This window comes from Streptomyces sp. CNS606, assembly GCF_000426325.1.
Map to the genome: position 1 here is coordinate 1 of NZ_AUFD01000018.1, position 18,563 is coordinate 18,563.

Sequence of the window (18,563 nt, forward strand, 5' to 3'; positions counted from 1 at the left end):
ACCAACCCGTCAACGGCAACAACACCGCATCACACGCACCAACCGCCTCCGCAAACACCTCACTGGACTCAAGAAGCTCACGCCCCATCCCCGCCCACTGCGAACCCTGACCCGGAAACACAAACACCGTCCGACCACGACGCGCCGCAACACCAGACACCACATCCGAAGGCGACTCACCCCCAGCCAGCCCACGCAAAGCCCCCACCAACTCCGACGAACACCCGGCCATCACCACCGCACGATGCTCGAAATGCGTCCGATGACGAGCCGCCGTCACCGCCACATCGGAAAGCGACACACCCGGCCGACTCCCGAGCCAAGCCGCCCAACGCCCCGCCTGATCGCGGACTGCAGCCTCGTCACGCCCCGACAGCACGACGGGCAGCACTCCGGAATCGGTCTCCACCGCGGGAGCCTCGGCCCGAACCGCCGGCGACTCCTCCAACACCACATGCGCATTCGTCCCGCTCAACCCGAACGACGACACACCCGCACGACGCGGACGGCCCTCGGTGTCGTGCTTCCAGGGCTCGAGGGTGTCGACCACGCGCACGGGCAGCTCGTCCCAGGCGATGTTCGGGTTGCGGGGGCTGCTGTGCAGGGTGGCGGGAAGGGCGTCGTTACGGAAGGAGGCCAGGACCTTGCACACGCCGGCGATACCTGCGGCCGATTCGAGGTGTCCGATGCCGGACTTCGCCGAGCCGATGCCCAACTCCCGTCCGGGAGTGCGGCCTTCGCCGAAGACGGCAGCGAGTGCCTGCACTTCGATCGGGTCGCCCAGCGACGTACCCGTGCCGTGGCACTCGACGTAGTCGATGTCGCCGGGTGCCAGCCCCGCCGAGCGGAGCGCGGCGCGGACCACCTGCTGCTGGGAGGTGCCGTTGGGGGCGGTGATGCCGCTGCTCGCACCGTCGTGGTTGACGGCGGTACCCCGGACGAGGCCGAGCACCGTGCGCTGCTGGGCGATCGCGTCGGACAGCCGCATCACGGCGAGCACGCCGACGCCCTCGCCGCGGCCGTATCCGTCGGCGTCGGCGGAGAAGGTCTTGCAGCGGCCGTCGGGGGCCAGGGCGTGCGAGCGGCTGAGGGCGACGAACGACTCGGGGTCGGCGAGTACCTGGACGCCTCCGGCGAGGGCGAGTTCGCACTCGTCGTTGCGCAGGGCCTCGCAGGCGAGGTGCAGGGCGACGAGGGACGAGGAGCAGGCGGTGTCCACGGACAGCACGGGGCCCTGCAGCCCGAGGTGGTAGGAGATCCGGCCGGCGTTGAAGCTGGGCAGGCTGCCGGTCAGCGTGTACGTGTCGGCGGAGTCGTTGCGCCGGTGGGCGCCGTACTCCCCCACGCCTGCGCCGACGTAGACGCCCGTGCGGGAGCCGTGCAGGTCGCGCGGGCGGATGCCGGCGTGTTCGAGGGAGTGCCAGGCGGCCTCCAGGAGCAGGCGGTGCTGCGGGTCCATGGGTTCGGCCTCGCGTGGCGAGATGCCGAAGAAGGACGCGTCGAAGCCGGCGACGTCGTCGAGGAAGGAGCCGTGGCGGGTGTACGTCCTGCCCTCGGCGTCGGTGTCGGCCGCGTAGTAGGCGTCGATGTCGAAGCGGTCGGCGGGGACGGTCCCCACGGTGTCCCTGCCTTCGGCGAGGACGTCCCAGAGGCTGTCGAGGTCGTGGGCGTCGCCCGGCATGCGCAGTCCGACGCCGACGACGGCCAGGGGTTCGTCGTTGCCGCGGGTCCCGGTGCCGGGAGCGTCGGCGGGGTGGTGGGTGTCGGGCCCGGCGTCCGGGAGGAGCAGGGTGTCGAGGAGCCAGCGGGTGGCGGCGTCCAGGTTGGGGTGGTCGAAGGTGAGGGTTCTGGGGGTGGTGACGCCGGTGCGCTGCTGGACGCGTCCGCTGAAGTCGACGGCCATCATCGAGTCGAAGCCGAGGTCCTTGAAGCCGCGCGCCGGGTCGAGCACTCCCGGGTCCCGGGCGCCGAGGACGGTGGCGGCCTCGGCGGCCAGCAGGTGGCGTACATGCTCGTGGCGGGCGTCGTCGTCGAGGTCGGTGAGGTCGGCGCGGAGCGCGGCGGCGCCGTGTGCGGCCGGTCCGGCGCCGTCTCTGGCGTCCTGTGCTTCGGGAATGTGGTGCAGGAGGGGGCGTTCCCGGCCTCCGGCGTCGTAGGAGGGGGTGGCGCGTGTCCAGTCGACGTCGGCGAGCACGGTCGTTCGGCCCCCCGTGGGGGCGGGGTCCGGGGCGGCGTCCGGGTGGGTGTCCGCAGCGGGGGCGAGGGCCGCGTCGAGGACGGCGGCGAGTGCGTCGAGGGCGTGTGCGGCGGGCATCGGGTCGAGGCCGGTGGCGCGCAGCGCGTGCTCCGCGGTGCCGTGTGCCATGCCGCCGTCGGCCCAGGGTCCCCAGGCGACGGAGGTGGCGGGCAGTCCTTCGGCGCGGCGTCGCGCGGCGAGGGCGTCGGTCGCGGCGTTCGCCGCGGCGTAGTTGGCCTGGCCGACGTTGCCCAGGACGCCGACGACGGAGGTGTAGAGGACGAAGGCGTCGAGGTCCCGGTCGCGGGTGAGTTCGTGGAGGTGGGTGGCGGCGGTGAGTTTGGGTGCCGTGACGGCGGCCAGGGACTCGGGGGTCGTGCGGTCCAGGAGGCGGTCGTCGAGGATGCCGGCGGTGTGGAAGACGGCCCGCAGCGGGGACGTGTCGCGGTCCAGGGTGCCGAGGAGGTCGGCGAGCTGTCCGCGGTCGGTGACGTCGCAGGTGGCGAGGGTGACGCGGGTGCCGGTCGCCCGTATCTCGTCGGCGAGTTCGGCTGATGCGGGGGCGTCGGGTCCGCGTCGTGAGGCGAGGACGAGGTGTTCGGCTCCGCGTTCGGCGAGGTGCCGGGCGAGGTGGGCGGCGAGGGCGCCGCTGCCGCCGGTGATCAGCACGGTGCCTGCCGGTGTCCAGTGGCGGGTGCTCGGCCGGGGTTCCGCGCGGCGCAGCCGGCGGACGTGCCGGCCGTCGGGGCGCAGGGCGACGTGTTCCTCGGCGTCGGGACCGCCGTGTGCGGCGAGGGTGCCGAGGAGCTGCCGGGTGGTGCCGGGGTCGGGGCGGCCGGTGTCCTCGGCGGCGGGGAGGTCGAGGAGGCCGCCGCGGGAGGAGGGGTGTTCGAGGGCGGCGACGTGGCCGAGGCCCCAGGTGAGGGCCTGTTGCGGGTCGGGGGCGGTGTCGGCCGCGTCGACGGCGACGGCGCCGCGGGTGAGGAGCCACAGCGGGGCGCGTACGCCGGCGTCGGCGAGGGCCTGCACGAGTGCGAGATTCTGGACGGTGCCGTGCGTCAGCGTGGGCTGGTCGGGGTGCGGGGCGGTGTCGAGGGCGGCGAGGGAGAGGACGCCGGCGGGGGGTTCTCCGTGGGCGTCGGTGTGGGCGCGGAGGAGTGCGGCGCAGGCGGCACGGTCGGCGTCGTCGGTGGGCAGGAGGTGAGCGGTGGCCCCGGCGTCGGCCAGCGCGCCGGCGAGTCGTTCGGCGTACGCAGCGGCGGCGGTGGGCGCCGCGAGCAGCCAGTGGCCGTGCAGGGCGGGGGTGGTGCGGGGCGTGGGCCGGGGCTCCCAGGATTCCTCGTAGTGCAGCGCGGACACGTCGTGGGCCCGGTCCTGTCGGGACCGCCAGGAGGCGAGGTGGGGCAGCAGGGCGGTGACGGCGGCGGGGTCGTCGGTGCCGAGGAGTGCGGCGACGCGGTCGGTGCTGCCGTCGGTGACGGCCTCCCAGAAGGAGTCCTCGGCGCGGGAGCGTTCGTGGTGCCGTGTGCCGGGGCGGGTGGCGTCGAGCCAGTAGCGTTCCCGCTGGAAGGCGTAGGTGGGCAGATCGACGGGCCGGGCGCCGGGCAGGACGCGTTCCCAGTCCGCGTCCTGGCCTGCCACGTGGAGTGCGCCCAGTGCGCGGACGAGGTCGCGCACCTCGTCCACGCCGGGCCGCTCGTCCGCCCGGTCCGCCGCGGCCCGCGGGGTGCGCTGCGACGGCACGAAGACGGCGGGTGCGTCGAGGCAGGTGGCGCCGGCCGCGGACAGCGCACCGGACGGCCCGCATTCCAGGTAGCGGGTGACGCCGGTGCTCTCCAGGGTCAGCAGAGCGTCGTGGAAGCGGACCGCGTCGCGGGCCTGGCGTGTCCAGTAGGCGGGGTCGGCGAGTTCGGCGGCGGTGAGCGCGTGGCCGGTGACGGTCGAGATCAGGGGCAGGCGGGGGGCGGCGAAGTCGCAGGATGCGGCCTCCTCCCCGAACGCGGCCGTCATGGCGTCCATGTGCGGCGAGTGGAAGGCGTGGGAGACCTCGAGGCGCCGGGTGCGGCGTCCTCGGGAGGCGAAGAGTGCGACGACGGCGTCCACGGCGTCGGAGTCGCCGGAGACGACCGTCTGGGCGGGGCCGTTGACGCCCGCGACGGAGATCCGGCCGTCCACGTCGGCGAACGCTTCGAGCACCTCCCTCTCGGATGCGGCCACGGAGGCCATCGCCCCGCCGCGCTCGCAGGCCTGCATCAGCCGGCCGCGGGCGGCGACGAGCCGGGCCGCGTCGGCGAGCGGCAGCACGCCCGCGACGTGGGCGGCGACGAGTTCGCCGACCGAGTGTCCGGCCACGGCGTCGGGGGTCACGCCCCAGGCCTGCCACTGCCGGTACAGCGCCACCTCGTGTGCGAACAGGGCGGGTTGGGTGAACTCGGTCTCGTGGACGGAGTCGCCGCCGGCGCCGTCCCGGGCGTCGAACAGGACGGCGGTGAGCGGCTTCCGCAGATGGGGGTCGAGGGCGGCGCAGACCTCGTCGAAGGCCGCGCGGAAGGCGGGGAGCCGGGCGTGGAGCGCGCGGCCCATGCCGGGCCGCTGGCTGCCCTGGCCGGTGAACAGGACGGCGAGCCCGCCGTCGGCGGGTGAGCCTTCCCGCACGTCCGGGTGGGTGTGGCCGGCGGCGAGGGCGGTCAGCGCGTTCACGGCCTCGTCGGCCGTGGCGGCGGTCACCGCGGCGCGGTGCGGGCCGTGGGTACGGCGGCGGGCGGCGGTCCAGGCGATGTCGGGCAGTTCGTCGGGGTATGCGGTACGGATGCGGTCGGCGAGCCGGGCGGCGTTCTGTGCGCGTGCCTGTGCGGTGCTGCCGGACACGGTGAGGGCGAGGGGCCGTTCCGGTGCGGGCCGGAGTGTGGACGGTGCGGCACGCCCGTGGAGGGCGTCCCGGGCCACGGGGATTCCGTCGCACCACAGGGCGGCGGCGACGTCCTGGAGGGTGTGGCGGGCCGGGCGGTCGCGGTGGCAGGTGGCGAGCACGGCCGCGGCGGGGGGCGCGGACGGCGGGCATGCCGCCGACGGCGCGGCGGAGGCGGCCGGGGCGGCGGACAGGGAACGTTCCAGGGAGTGCCGTGCGACGGGGTGGGGTGCGACCTCGACGATGCGCAGTGGCCGGCCGGCGGCGGAGGCGGAACGGGCCAGCGCGTCGGTGACCTCCGTCAGCAGCATGGGGGCGCACATGTTGCGCGCCCAGTACGCGGCGTCGAGGCGGGTGCCGGCGGTCTCCTCGGCGTGCACCGTGGACCAGAAGGGCACGGAGGAGGGGCGGGTGCGCAGCGTGCCGAGGCGGCGTTCGAGTTCGGGGACGAGTGCTTCCAGCGCCGGGTGGTGGGAGGCGTAGTCGATGTGGACGCGGAAGGTGCGCACGCCGTTCTCGGAGAGTTCGCGCTCCAGGGCGGCGACGGCGTCGACGGGGCCGGAGAGGCAGACCTGGTCGGGTGCCAGGTGGCCGGCGACGCGCACGTCGCCGGCGCCGCCGTCGACGACGGCTGCGGCCTCGTCGGGGGTGAGGTCGCAGGCGAGGACGGTGCCGCGGCCGGATGCGCGTTCGGCGACGAGTGCCGACCAGGTGGTGAGGAGGCGGGCTCCCTCGTCGAGCGGCAGGGCTCCGGCCACGACGGCGGCGGCGACCTCGCCGATGCTCTGGCCGTAGACGGCGTCCGGTTCGGCGCCCCAGGCGGTCAGGGTGCGGGCGAGCGCGACCTGGAGGGAGAACAGCACGGGCTGCACGACATCGGTGCGGTGCAGCCGGGAGTCTTCCGGTCCGGCGAGCAGTTCCTCGGTGACGGACCAGCCGGTGCACCGGCGCACGGCGTCGTCGCAGGCGTCGAGCGCGGCACGGAAGTCGGGTTCGTGGAGCAGGTCGCGGCCCATGCCGAGCCACTGGGAGCCGTGGCCCGAGAAGCAGAACGCGAGGTGGGGGCGCGCGTCGGCGCGGGTGGGGCCGGCGACGAGTTCGGGGGCGGCGCCGGGGACGAGCGCGGCGACGGCCCGGTGGGCGCCCGGGGTGTCGTCCGTGTCCGCGGCGCCCGGGGTGTCGTCCGGTGCGAGTGCGGCCGCGGCAGCGAGCAGCGTCTCCTCGTCGGCGGCCGCCAGCGGCACGAGGAGGCGGTCGCGGCCGGGGGCCTCGGCGAGGGCGACGTGGGCGTTGGTGCCGCCGAAGCCGAAGCTGCTGACGCCCGCGTAGCGCCGGGCGGCGTCCGGCCAGGGGGCGGCCTCGTCGGTGACGCGGAGACGGTGGCGGGCGAAGTCGATGTGCGGGCTGGGCTGGTCGAAGTGGAGGCTGGCGGGGAGGACGCCGTGGTGCAGCGCGAGAGCCGTCTTGAGCAGGCCGAGGACGCCGGCGGCGGGTTCCAGGTGGCCGAAGTTGGTCTTCGCCGAGCCGATGCGGAGGGGTTCGGTGCGGCCGTCGGCGAACACCGCTCCGAGGGCTTCGGCCTCCACCGGGTCGCCCAGCGGCGTGCCGGTGCCGTGCGCCTCGACGTAGGACACCTCCCGCGGGTCGACTCCCGCGTCACGCCAGGCGGCGCGGACCACGTCGACCTGGGCGCGGGGGTTGGGGGCGGTGAGGCCGTTGGACGCGCCGTCGTTGTTGACGGCGGTGCCGCGGATCACGGCGTAGACGCGGTCGCCGGCGGCCAGGGCGTCGGACAGGCGGCGCAGGACGACGGCGCCGCAGCCCTCGCCGCGGACGTAGCCGGCGGCTCCGGCGTCGAAGGCGCGGCACTGGCCGTCCGGGTTCAGGCCGCCGAACTTGGTCATCGCGACCGTGGTGTGCGGGTGCAGCATGACGTTGACCCCGCCGGCGAGGACGAGGTCGCTCTCGCCGCGCCGCAGGCTCTGGACGGCGAGGTGGGTGGCCGTGAGCGAGGAACTGCAGGCGGTGGCGGCGGCGATGGCCGGTCCCTGGAGGCCGAGGGTGTAGGCGATGCGCGCGGGGATGACGGAGTTGTCCCAGCCGGTGGCGGAGTGCGAGCCGATGGACTCCGGGTCGGCGCCGGTGGCGAGGTGGTACTCCTGCGCCATCGTCCCGAAGAACACCCCGGTGCGGGTTCCGGCCAGACCGCCGGGGGCGATGCGTGCGTCCTCCAGCGCGGCCCAGGCGACCTCGAGTGCCATGCGCTGCTGCGGGTCCATGTGCCGGGCCTCGGTGGGCGAGATGTGGAACAGGTCGGCGTCGAAGTGGGCGACGTCGTCGAGGAATCCGCCCCGGCGGGTGGTGGTCCTGCCAGGGGTGCGGGGGTCCGGGTCGAGCCAGGCGCGGGCGTTCCAGCGGTCGGCGGGGACGTTCCGGATCGCGTCGACGCCGTCGAGGAGGCTCTGCCAGAGCGCTTCGGGGGTCTCGACGCCGCCGGGCAGCCGGCAGCCGAGGCCGACGACGGCGACCGGTTCCTCCTGGTGCCCGCTGCGGCCGGCGGGGGCGGCGGGTGCGGTGCCGGAGGACGGTGCGGGGTCGCCGGTGACGTGGTGGGCGAGAGCGTTGACGGTGGGGTGCTGCCAGACGGTCCAGCCGGGGACGGGGCGGCCGAGGCGTTCGGAGAGCCGCTCGGCGAGCGTGACGATCTGCAGTGATGCGAGGCCGAGTTCGCGCAGCGGGCGGTCGGCGGCCACCGCCTGCGGTGCGGTGCCGAGCAGTTCGGCGACGGCGCCGCGCAGCCAGGCGGCGACGTCGTGGGCGGTGGGCCGGGTGGCGCCGGTGTCGCTGTTCACCTGGGCGTCGCTCATCTGCGCATCCTTCTCGGGTCGTGGAGCCCCGCCGGCGAGTGGCCGGGGGCCGCCCGTGCGGGCGGCCCCCGGGTGGGGCGGGGACCGGCGTCACCGGTTCCGCGCTCGGCGGCCGGCTGGAGCCCGTGCGTAATCCCGGTCCCAACGTCCGCCGGTGTTCTGGAGGACCGCTCGAGTACCGGTGTGCGCGGCCGGTCGCGTCAGCCGCGTCTGCCGGATGTCGCCGCGTCGCGGGCTTGGCCGGCGGGCGGGTCTCCCGGCTCCGGGCTCAGCGGCCCGTCGCCGCCGTACTCGCGGCGCAGCGCGGGTGTCACCTTCCGCTTCCCGGCGATCTTCGCGTAGACGCGGACGGCCTCGCTGGGGGTGCGTTCCATCGTGCTGCGGTCCACGGTGTAGAGGCCGAACCGCGCGCCGTAGCCGTGCAGCCACTCGAAGTTGTCCAGCAGGCTCCAGTGGTAGTAGCCGCGGACGTCGGCGCCGTGGGCGCGCGCCTTGTGGACGGACTCCAGGGCGCGGACGACGAACTCGGCGCGGCGCTCGCCGGAGTCGGAGGCGATGCCCGACTCGGTGACGACCAATGGCAGTCCGGGGTAGCGCTCGTGGTAGTCCATCAGGACCGGGTACAGGCCGTGCGGGTCCGACTCGTAGCCCATGTCCGGCACGAAGTAGCTGGGGTCGAGAGCCGGGTAGCAGGGCTCGGTGCCGCACACGTCGACGTCGATGACGGGCAGCGTGTTGGGGCCGGGCTCGGGGCCCGAGGCGGAGACGCCGGTGCGGTCGTAGAGCTGGATGCCCAGCCAGTCGAGGGTGTCGCGCCACTCGGGGTGCCGCTCGTCGGGCTTGCCGTCGTAGTCGGCGTCGAAGGTGCCGGTGCGGAGGGCGTCGAGGAAGCCCAGTTCGAAGAACCGGCGGAAGCGGTCGCGGGCCGCGATGTCGCGGGGTTCGGTGCTGATCTCGCCGTCGCGCACGGCCACGTACTGCTTGACGCTGAGGGTGAGGCCGACGCTGGAGTCGGGGTCGGCCTTCTTGATCGCCTCGTACATGGCCGCGTGCGCGGAGATGTAGGTGCGGACCGCGGGCACGAAGCGGTCGGAGAAGTCCTCGGGGTTGAGGTGCGACTTGCCGGGCGGGCCGGCGCCGAAGGCGTGGGCGAACATCATGTAGACCATGGGCTCGTTGAGGGTGAGCCATTCGTCGACGCGGTCGCCGAAGCGGTCGGCGAGGAGTGCGGCGTGTTCGGCCATCTCTCGCACGACCATCGGGCCGCCCTCGGGGTGGTCGAGTCCGCACAGGTTGGTGTCGGAGGGGCCGCCCGGGCAGGCGCTGTCCGCAGGGTCGTCGACCCACACCGGGTTGGCGAAGTGGTGGACGGTGACGACCGGGCGGATGCCGCGGTCCCGCAGGGCGTCGATGAGCGCGCCGTAGTGGTCGAGGGCGGCCTCGTCGATGTGGCCGCGGCGGGGCTCGACCCGCGCCCACTCGATACCGAACCGGTAGGAGTCGACGTTGAGTTCGTCGAGCAGTTCGATGTCCTCCAGGGCGAGGCTGTAGCCGTCGACGGCGTCGCCCACGAACGGGCTCTTGCCCATGCCGCCGTCTTCGGCGGGCTGCGTCCACGTGTACCAGTCGGTGTGCGGGTTGCGGTCCTCGATCTGGGTGGCCGAACTCGACACGCCGAAGCGGAACGAGCCCTCGCCGGACGGCTGCGAGGGCGAGCCGATCCCGGGGAACTTCAGGACGCGCGGTCCGCCGCGGCCCTGCTCCGACGCGTCGCCGGCGAGGGCCACGGGGGCCAGCACGCCGAGCGTCAGGAGCACGGCCGCGGCCCCAATCAGTCTCTTCACGATGCTTTCCAGTCCGTTGACGGAAGGGACCGGACGTGCCGCACGGCGGCCGCCCGTCCGGTCACGATGGTCGGGCGGCCTCGAAGGCGACTCGAATGCATGTCCACCGGGCGCCCTGTCCACCGGGCTCTCGCCGCGTCCCGGGAACTGCCCGGGCGCCGGTCGGCGGCGCGCGGGCGCGGTTCACCAGGTCACGGGCATCCGGTGGACTCCGTAGATGGCCATGTCGCTGCGCAGCGGTACCTCGTCGGCGGGTACGGCCAGCCGCAGTCCCGGGAAGCGGCGCAGCAGCGCCGGGTAGGCGATCTGCAGTTCGACGCGGGCCAGCTGGGCGCCGAGGCACTGGTGGACGCCGTGGCCGAAGGCGAGGTGTCCGGTGGCCTTGCGCCGCACGTCGAGGCGTTCGGGGTCGCCCTCGAAGCGTTCGGGGTCGCGGTTGGCCGCGGACACCTGGAGCACCAGGCACTCACCCTCGCGCACGGTGCCGCCCGGCAGGTCGACGTCGGCCAGTGCGGTACGCATCACGCCGGTCTCGGACAGCGGCAGGTAGCGCAGCATCTCCTCGACGGCGCCCTCGGCCAGCGACGGGTCGTCGCGCAGCGCGGCGAGCTGTTCGGGGTTGTTCAGCAGGGCGAAGGCCCCGAGGCTGAGCATGTTGGAGGTGGTCTCGTGGCCGGCGATCAGGACGACGAGCGCGACCACCGCGATCTCCTCGTCGGTCAGCTCGTCCCCCTCGATGAGACCGCACAGCAGGTCGTCGCCACCCTGGGCGCGCTTGTGCGGCACCAGTTCGCGGAGGAACTCGTACAGGTTGCGGTAGGCCCCGTCGGCCTCCTCCCGGCTGGAGTCGAGGCTGAAGAAGGTCTCCGTCTCGTGCCGGAAGAGGTCGCGGTCGCCGTAGGGGATGCCGAGCAGTTCGCAGATCATCATCGTGGGGATGGGGACGGCGAACTCCTCGACCAGGTCGACGCCGCGCCCGGCCGCCTCCAGGGCGTCGAGGCGGTTCTCGACGATCTCCTCGATGCGCGGCACGAGCTGCTTGACCCGGCGGGCGGTGAACTGTCCGGCGAGGAGCTTGCGGTAGCGGGTGTGCTCCGGCGGGTCCATGCCGATGAACAGGCCGGGCTGGGCCGGAGCGATCGGTTCCTTGCCGAACGGGTGGTCCCACGGGGCGTGATGGTGCAGCTCCTGGCGGGCGCTGAAGCGGGAGTCGGCCAGGACCGAGCGCGCCGTCGCGTAGTCGGTGACCAGCCGGCCGACGTGTCCGTCGGGGAACGCCAGCGGCGTCAGCGAGTTCTCCCGGCGCAGCAGGGCGAGCTCGGTCGGGAGGCCGAGCGCGGAGGGGCGTTCGGTGGGCAGCCGGATCGGTTCGGAAACGGTGTGGGGCATCGTCTCTCCTGAGCCGTGACGTGGTCGGTCGGCCTCACACTGTCGTGACGGGCTCTGGAGGGACGCTCGAGGACGTCTCGCCGGGCGGACGCGGCACCCGGACGCGGCAGCCGGCAGGCGGGCGCGTGGCCGGCCCGAGGGTGACAGGGGGGCGCGTGGCGGGCCCGGGCACGCGCGGGCCCGTGCCCGCGGCGGAGGGGCCGGGAGCACGGGCCGGGTGGGGGGTGGCGCGGGTGTCAGCCGAGGCCGAGGCGGGCCTCGACGGTGTCGGCGGCGACCCGGGGGCCGTCGACGCCCCGGATCGCCTCCTGCATGCGGGCGACGTTCTGCTTGGTCTCGGAGCTGCCCGCCACGTCGGAGACCGTGCCGCGGAGCGTCTCGACGGTGGTCTCGTCGGTGCCGAGGTGACGGCCGAGGCCGAGCTCCTGGACGCGCATGCCGTTGGCCTTCTGCTCGTTCATCTGCGGCACGACGACCATCGGGACGCCGTAGTACAGCGACTCCATGGTGCTGTTCATGCCGCCGTGCGTGATGAACAGCGAGGCGTGCTCCAGGACTTCGAGCTGCGGCACGTGCCGGTCGACGGTGAAGTTGGCCGGGACGGCGGGGAGGTCGGCGGCGTCGACGTGGTCGCCGACCGCCATGACCACGTCCCACTCGGAGTCGCCGAAGGCTTCGACGGCCATGGAGAAGAACTCCGGCCAGCCGGTCGCGGCGGTGCCGAGGGAGATGAGCATCACCGGACGCTCGGTGGAGGCCGGCTGCCACTTCCCCTGGTAGGCGCTGCGGTCGTTCAGGCAGGGACCGGCGAACGTGAAGCGCTCGTCGAAGCTGTCGCCCTCGTAGTGGAATTCGCGGGGCAGGAAGATGATGTTGTGCTTCGCCACGTCCGGGAAGAACGCCATCGGGTCTGCCGGAAGGCCGAACGTGGGAAGCACCTCGGCGATCTTCCCGAACATTTCCACGACCTTGGGGTCGGTGTTCTGCGTCAGCGGGTACTTGTCCTGGACGCTGAACTTCTCGTGAACGCCGTAGGTGGGCCAGAGCCGGACGGTGGGGATGTCGTGCTTGGCCGCGTAGAAGCGGGCGCCCCAGGCCATGAAGTCGTGCACGATGAGGTCCGGCCGGTCGTCCCGGTAGCGCTCCTCGACCTGCTCGACCAGCGAGGTCGCCTCGTCGAGACACCGGAGGCCCTCGCCCTCGAGGGCTTCGGCGGTGTAGGGGCTGCGGTAGAACTCGCCGAAGATCGAGTCGTAGCGTACGGCTTCGGCTCCGGTCGCCTCGATCGCCGGCACGAAGTGGTCGGTGGCGGTGCCGGTCACACGGTGGCCGCGCCGCACGAGTTCCTCCACCAGCCCGAGCGTCGGATTCACGTGACCGATCGCCGGGAAGTTGAAAAACGCGATGTGAGCCATGGACTCTCCTAGTTCATCGATTCCGTGCACGCGGGCCGAAGCGCGACGACGCTAACTTCGCCGAACTCCCGCGTCCACTCGTTCTGTTGTTTCAGGCCATTCACGACCGTCGTTCCGCGGCCCTTCACCGGTATCTGTAGAATCCCCTTCCGCTCTTCTTTCCGTAAAGGCCGCCGTCGACCATGCGGGACAGCAGCACCGGAGCGGAGTAGAGCGGCTCCTTGGTCTCCTCGTACAGCCCGGCGGCCACCGCCGCGAGGGTGTCGAGGCCGATCAGGTCGGCCAGGCGCAGCGGTCCCATCGGGTGGGCGCAGCCGAGCACCATGCCGCGGTCGATGTCCTCGGCGGTCGCGTGGCCGGATTCCAGCATCCTGACCGCGGACAGCAGGTAGGGGACCAGTAGCGCGTTCACGACGAACCCCGGCCGGTCCTTGCTGCGGACGACCTCCTTGCCGAGCACGTCGGTCACGAACGCCTCGGCGCGTGCGGTGACCCGGTCGTCGGTCAGCAGCGACGGGGTGATCTCCACCAGTGACAGCACGGGCACCGGGTTGAAGAAGTGCATGCCGAGCACGCGTCCGGGACGGTCCGCGGCGCGGGCGAGCTTCGCGACGGGCAGGGAAGAGGTGTTGGACGCCAGCACCGCGGCGTCGTCCCGGACCACCGTGTCGAGCTGCGCGAACAGCTTCAGCTTGGTCGGCTCGTCCTCGGTGACCGCCTCGACGACGAGCTGCCGGTCGGCGAAGTCCGCGAGGTCGCGGGTGAAGGAGATGCGGTCCAGGCGCTCGTCGCGCTGGGTGCCGGTGAGCCGGCCCTTGTCGACGGCCCGGTCCAGGGAGGCCCGGATGCGGGAGCGGCCGGCGGTCCCGGAGCGTTCCGAGGAGACGGCCACCAGCACGTCGATGCCGGGCCGGGCGCAGGCTTCCGCCAGGCCGGACCCCATCACGCCGCAGCCCACGACACCGACGCGCTCGACGGGCGCGGGGCGTTCGGCGAGCGCCGGGCTGCTCGCCGGGAGGGGGCCGTGGGCCCCGGCGGGTGGGGGGTTCCCGGTGTGCGCCACGGTCGTCGCGGTCATGAGGTGCTCCTCTCGTGCCAGCGCAGCAGGCTGTTGCCCACGGCCATGCCACCGCCGAACCCCGACAGCAGGACGAGGTCGCCGTCCCGCAGGGCCCCGGAACGCGCGGCGTGGTCGAGCGTCACGGGCTGGGACGCCGCCCCGGAGTTGCCGTAGTGCTCCAGCGTGGTGTGGACGCGCGCCCCGTCCAGGCCCATGTCCTCGGCGAGCCGGCCCAGCAGAACGCCGTTGGCCTGATGGGGGACGAAGTGCGCGACCTCCTCGGGTCGTACGCCGGACCGGCCGAGCAGTTCCTTGACCGAGGGCGGCACCTGGCCGAGGACGAACTCGGTGACGGCGCGGCCGTCCATGCGCAGGAAGTGGCGGCGCTCGTCCACGGTGCGGTGCGAGGCGGGGAGAGCGCCGCCGCCGGCCTCGACGACCAGCAGCTCCGCCCGGTCGCCGTGCCCGACGAGGTCGGAGTCGAGGATTCCGTACGGTGCGGGCACGTTCCCGAGGACGGCCGCTCCGGCGCCGTCGGCGAGCAGCACGGCGGTGCTGCGGTCCTGGGGGTCGGTGAAGCGCGACCAGGCGTCGGCGCCCACCACCAGGGCATGGCCGCCGGGACGTGCGGCGAGCATCGCGTGCGCCACGGCGAGGCCGTGCACGAAGCCGCTGCAGCCGATGTTGAGGTCGAAGCAGGCCGCCCGCCGGGCACCCAGGCCGGCCTGGACCAGACAGGACAGCGGGGGCAGCGGACTGTCGCCGGTGGTGGTGGCGACGATCAGGACGTCGATGGCGTCGGCGCCGACACCGGCCGCCTCCAGTGCCCGTTCCGCGGCCCGCAGCGCCAGCCCGGACGGCTTCTGCCCGTCGGCGAGGTGGCGCCGGGTCAGGATGCGCGTCTTGCGGGCGATCCACTCGGCGGTGACGTCGAAGCGGGTGGCGAGGTCGTCGTTGGTCACCTCCTGGTCCGGCACGTCGGAACCGGTGCCGAGCACCCCGATCGGGCGGCCGGACATCAGTGTTCCCGCAGCAGGTTGAGGCGCTCCTCGCCGACGCGGGCGCGCTTGCCGGGGTCGGTGACGCCGAGGCCCTCCTCGGGAGCGAGGCAGAGCACGCCGACCTTGCCGACGTGGCCGTTCTCCTGCACGAGGCGGCCCGCCTCGCCGATCTCCTCCAGCGGGTAGACGCGCGAGAGCATGGGATGGATTCGGCCCATGTCGATGAGGCGGTTGCTCTCCCACTGCTCCTGGAGGTTGGCGGCGTGGCAGCCGAGGACCCGCTTGAGCTTCATCCACAGGTAGCGGTTGTCGTAGCGGTGGTGGTAGCCGGTGCTGGAACCGCAGGTGACGATGGCCCCGCCGCGGCGCAGCACGAACATGGAGATGCCGAACGTCGCCTGGCCGACGTAGTCGAACACGATGTGCGGGTCCTCGCCGGTCTCCCGTCGGATGATCTTCCCGAGTCGTTTTCCGGCCTCGACGACCTGGGCGGGGTCGGTGCCGTCGTCCTCGCCGATGCCGAGTTCGGCGCGGTTGATCACCACGTCGCAGCCCATTCGGCGGAGCAGTTCGGCCTTCTCCTCCGAGCCGACCACGCCGACGGGGATGCCGCCGCCGTGCTTGACGAGCTGCACCGCGTACACGCCGAGGCCGCCGGCCGCGCCCCAGATGAGGACGACGTCGCCCTGCTTCATCTGCGCGCCGCGGTCGCTGACCAGCATGCGGTAGGCGGTGCCGGCGCAGGCGGTGGTGGAGGCGGCCTCCTCCCAGGTCAGGTGGGCGGGCTTGCGGACGAGCTGGCTGGCGCGGACCGCGGCGTAGTGGGCGAGTCCGCCGAAGTTGGTCTCGTACCCCCAGGCCTTCTGGCCTTCGCCGAGCATGCCGTCGTGCTGGGTGGCGGGCTCCTGGTCGTCGACCTGGATGGGGCTGACGCCGACGTGGTCGCCGACGCGCCAGCGCCGCACGCCCTCGCCGACCCGGACGATCACGCCGGAGGCGTCGGAGCCGAGCACGTGGTACGGCTGGTCGTGCCGCGCCTCCCAGCGCCCGCGCCTGCCGTACGCCTTGAGGAAGTCGAAGGTCGGCAGCGGCTCGAAGGTGCCGGACCAGACGGTGTTGTAGTTGACGGAGCTGGCCATGACGGCGACCAGCACCTCGTCGGGGGCGAGTTCGGGCATCGGCACGTCGCCGACGCGCAGCGACTTCCGTACGTCCTTGTCCTCGACGTCGCGGAACATGTCGACGTCCTCGACGCGGGTGTGCGCCGCCAGGTAGGTGCCGGGTACCGGCAGGGCGGCCAGCTCCTCGGCGGGGGCTCCCCGCCGCACGGCTTCGGACAGAGCATCCATGACAGGCTCTCCTTCGCAGCTCGGTGGTGCGGTCAGACCGGGGATTCCATGCCGAGCGCGAGCCGCAGGGGCGCCATCTGGCCGGCGTGGAAGGAGTCGTGCATCTGGGTGAGGGCGAGAGCCTTGCCGAGGGTGGCGAACTGCTCGGCGTACTCGCCCATGTTCTCGTCGGGGAAGAGCGCGGAGCGGCGGCCGAGGTCCTCCGGCGACAGGCCGGCGGCGACGAAGTCGCGGATGCGGGTGTGCGCCGAGCGGTAGATGTCGATCATCTCGGCGAGCGGCGGGACGTGGGTGAAGTCCGTGTCGACGCCGTCGGCGAAGTTGTCGGAGAACTCCTCGGTGACGGCCTTCGGGGTGCCCTGGTGCAGGGTGGAGAAGTAGTCCTTGGCACAGGCGAGATGCCCCAGGAACCATACGAGGGGCTTGTGGCCGTCGGGGGCGGCGAGCGCCGTCTCGTCGTCGAATCCCTCGGTGAGCGCGAGGACCAGCTCGTACCCCACGTCGAGTGCCTGCACGAGGTGGTCGCCGACAGCCTGCGGCGCGGGGGCGGAGGGGGCTTGCGTCATGGTCGTGGCCGGTCCTTTCCAAAGAACGGATGCGCGGCTCGCCGGGGTGGGGCGCTGGGCGCCCGGGCGGCGAGGGCGCTCAGGAGGGTGAGTGGTAGGCGCTGCGGCCCGGGGCGCGGGCGGCGTCGAGGCGCGCGCGGGACTCGGCGAACGTCGGCAGCTCGGTGCGGGAGGTGCCGGTCCAGTTGGCGCCCTCCCAGTCGTACATGAGGTGCCGCGTGCGGCGGGCCGCCTCCAGATGGACCTCCGAGTACAGGAAGCCGTCGAGGGCCTCCTTGTCGCGCCAGAGCACCAGGTTGCGGGCGGCGTTGTGGTTGGTGACGGAGATGGCGAGGGCGGCGGCGAGGAGGCCGTCGCGCTTCCACAGCTCCTCGAGGATGGCCGCGTTCAGCTGTCCGCCGATCTCCTCGTGCCCGGGCTTGGGCCAGCCGACGGACGTGGCGACGAGGTAGGTCTCGGGCAGCGGTTCGCGGAGCGCGCCGGTGTCGGGGTCGATGGCGGGCCCCGTCCAGGGCACGACCACCTCCAGGTCCGACTCGTCGCCGGCGGCGAACTCGTGCAGGGAGGTGGGTACGTTCGGCACGTCGTCTCCGGTTGCTCGCAGCGTTCTTCGGGTCTACTTCTTGCGGCGTACGATCAGTCGCTTGATTTCAGCGACCTGCAGATGAAGAACGCTCGAGTCCGGCTTGCGCGCGACCTCGAGCTCGGGCAGCAGCGGCAGGACGGCCCGCAGTACGGCGCGCAGTTCCAGCCGGGCGAGGTGCGCGCCGAGGCAGACGTGCTCGCCGTGGCCGCCGAACGCGGTCTGCGGGTTGTGCTCCCGGGTGATGTCGAAGCGGTAGGGGTCGTCAAAGACTTCTGCGTCGCGGTTGGCGGCCGGATACCACAGGGCGACGGTCTCGCCCTTGCGGATGCGGGTGCCGCTCAGTTCGGTGTCCTCGGTGGCGGTGCGGACGAAGTGCACGGCGATGGTCGTCCAGCGGAGGATCTCCTCCACCGCGCGGTCGAGCAGCGAGGGGTCGTCGACGAGCTTGCGGAGCTGGTCGGGGTGTTCCAGGAGGGCCTGGAGGCCGCCGGTGGTGGCGTTGCGGGTGGTGCCGATGCCGGCGACGAGCAGGTTGAAGACGGTGTAGAGGATCTCGTGGAAGGCCAGCGGTTCGCCGTCGATGCGGCCGGCGGCGAGGCGGCTGAGTACGTCGGTGCCGGTGCCGTCGGCGGCCGCCATGCGTTCCTGCACGAGGTTGGCGACGTAGCCGTTGAGGGCGGTGATGTTGCGCCGGAACGCGGCCTCGGCGTCCTCGCCCTCGAGCTGGTACTCGGGGTCGGCGGCGGCCGTGGTGCCCTCGGTCCACTGGAAGATCGAGTCCCAGTCCTCGACCGGCGCCCCGACGAGTTCGCAGATGGCGGCGACGGGCAGGCGGGCAGCGAGGTGCCGGGCGACGTCGGCGTCGCCGTGCTCGTCGAGATGCCGGGTGAACTCCTCGGCGTAGGAGGCGGCGAGCTCGGCGAACCGGTCCTCCAGCTCGCTCACGGCCTTCGGCGTGAAGCACGGCGCCATGATGCGCCGCAGGTGGCGGTGGCGCGGCGAATCCATGTAGGACAGCGCTGGCGGGTCGTCGGGGCTGTGCCCGAACATCTTCGCCCGTTCCTCCAGTTCGGCCTCCAGCATCTCCACCGCGTCGGCGGTGTCGACGGTGACGCGCTGCGCACTGGAGAAGATCTTGGTGTGGCGGGAGACGTGGGCGACGTCCTCGTGCCGGGTGACGACCCAGAACGGTTCGAAGCCGGGGCGGACGTACCAGAAGACGGGCGCCTCGCGGCGCAGCAGGTCCCACTCCCGGTAGGGGTAGCCGTGCTCGGCGTAGGCCTGCTCGTCGGTGATGTCGAGGGTGTCGAGGGTGTCGAGGGAATTCATGGTGGCGAGGTCC

General features: G+C 73.2%; 10 protein-coding genes. All 10 read right to left on the reverse strand.

Going from position 1 to position 18,563, the window contains the following annotated elements; all coding sequences use genetic code 11:
* Window positions 1-8,011 (reverse strand): type I polyketide synthase (locus K304_RS31710; protein WP_051308446.1); only part of this gene is annotated, 8,011 nt, incomplete at its 3' end.
* Between the two features lie 200 nt (window positions 8,012-8,211).
* The gene (locus tag K304_RS0114075) at window positions 8,212-9,855 is read right to left on the reverse strand and encodes a family 1 glycosylhydrolase (RefSeq protein WP_158687346.1); all 1,644 of its coding nucleotides are present in this window, start codon (window positions 9,853-9,855) and stop codon (window positions 8,212-8,214) included.
* Window positions 9,856-10,038: 183 nt separating this feature from the next.
* Window positions 10,039-11,244: a cytochrome P450 gene (locus tag K304_RS0114080; protein WP_027764265.1), complete on the reverse strand. Its 1,206-nt coding sequence runs from the start codon at window positions 11,242-11,244 to the stop codon at window positions 10,039-10,041.
* A gap of 236 nt (window positions 11,245-11,480) precedes the next feature.
* The gene (locus K304_RS0114085) at window positions 11,481-12,659 is read right to left on the reverse strand and encodes a macrolide family glycosyltransferase (protein WP_037790432.1); all 1,179 of its coding nucleotides are present in this window, start codon (window positions 12,657-12,659) and stop codon (window positions 11,481-11,483) included.
* Window positions 12,660-12,783: 124 nt separating this feature from the next.
* Window positions 12,784-13,737, reverse strand: coding sequence for a 3-hydroxybutyryl-CoA dehydrogenase (locus K304_RS0114090; RefSeq protein ID WP_078529085.1), 954 nt, complete (start codon window positions 13,735-13,737; stop codon window positions 12,784-12,786).
* Window positions 13,734-14,738: a ketoacyl-ACP synthase III gene (locus tag K304_RS0114095; protein WP_027764268.1), complete on the reverse strand. Its 1,005-nt coding sequence runs from the start codon at window positions 14,736-14,738 to the stop codon at window positions 13,734-13,736. Before K304_RS0114095 ends, K304_RS0114090 begins: the two co-directional genes overlap by 4 nt.
* On the reverse strand, window positions 14,738-16,069 hold the full coding sequence (gene ccrA / locus K304_RS0114100; RefSeq protein ID WP_027764269.1) for a crotonyl-CoA carboxylase/reductase: 1,332 nt from the start codon (window positions 16,067-16,069) through the stop codon (window positions 14,738-14,740). Before ccrA ends, K304_RS0114095 begins: the two co-directional genes overlap by 1 nt.
* A gap of 32 nt (window positions 16,070-16,101) precedes the next feature.
* Window positions 16,102-16,635 (reverse strand): DinB family protein, encoded by a 534-nt coding sequence (locus tag K304_RS0114105; protein WP_027764270.1) that lies wholly within the window; start codon window positions 16,633-16,635, stop codon window positions 16,102-16,104.
* A gap of 79 nt (window positions 16,636-16,714) precedes the next feature.
* On the reverse strand, window positions 16,715-17,218 hold the full coding sequence (locus K304_RS0114110; protein WP_027764271.1) for a DUF3291 domain-containing protein: 504 nt from the start codon (window positions 17,216-17,218) through the stop codon (window positions 16,715-16,717).
* A 33-nt stretch (window positions 17,219-17,251) separates the two neighbouring features.
* On the reverse strand, window positions 17,252-18,550 hold the full coding sequence (locus tag K304_RS28990; RefSeq protein ID WP_051308447.1) for a cytochrome P450: 1,299 nt from the start codon (window positions 18,548-18,550) through the stop codon (window positions 17,252-17,254).
* Window positions 18,551-18,563 lie beyond the last annotated feature (13 nt).

What these genes read in the sequence shown, in the direction of transcription:
- K304_RS0114080 (WP_027764265.1), bottom strand. Translation starts at nt 11,244, where the DNA reads ATGCCCCACACCGTTTCCGAACCGATCCGGCTGCCCACCGAACGCCCC.
- K304_RS0114085 (WP_037790432.1), bottom strand. Translation starts at nt 12,659, where the DNA reads ATGGCTCACATCGCGTTTTTCAACTTCCCGGCGATCGGTCACGTGAAT.
- K304_RS0114090 (WP_078529085.1), bottom strand. Translation starts at nt 13,737, where the DNA reads ATGACCGCGACGACCGTGGCGCACACCGGGAACCCCCCACCCGCCGGG.
- K304_RS0114095 (WP_027764268.1), bottom strand. Translation starts at nt 14,738, where the DNA reads ATGTCCGGCCGCCCGATCGGGGTGCTCGGCACCGGTTCCGACGTGCCG.
- ccrA (WP_027764269.1), bottom strand. Translation starts at nt 16,069, where the DNA reads ATGGATGCTCTGTCCGAAGCCGTGCGGCGGGGAGCCCCCGCCGAGGAG.
- K304_RS0114105 (WP_027764270.1), bottom strand. Translation starts at nt 16,635, where the DNA reads ATGACGCAAGCCCCCTCCGCCCCCGCGCCGCAGGCTGTCGGCGACCAC.
- K304_RS28990 (WP_051308447.1), bottom strand. Translation starts at nt 18,550, where the DNA reads ATGAATTCCCTCGACACCCTCGACACCCTCGACATCACCGACGAGCAG.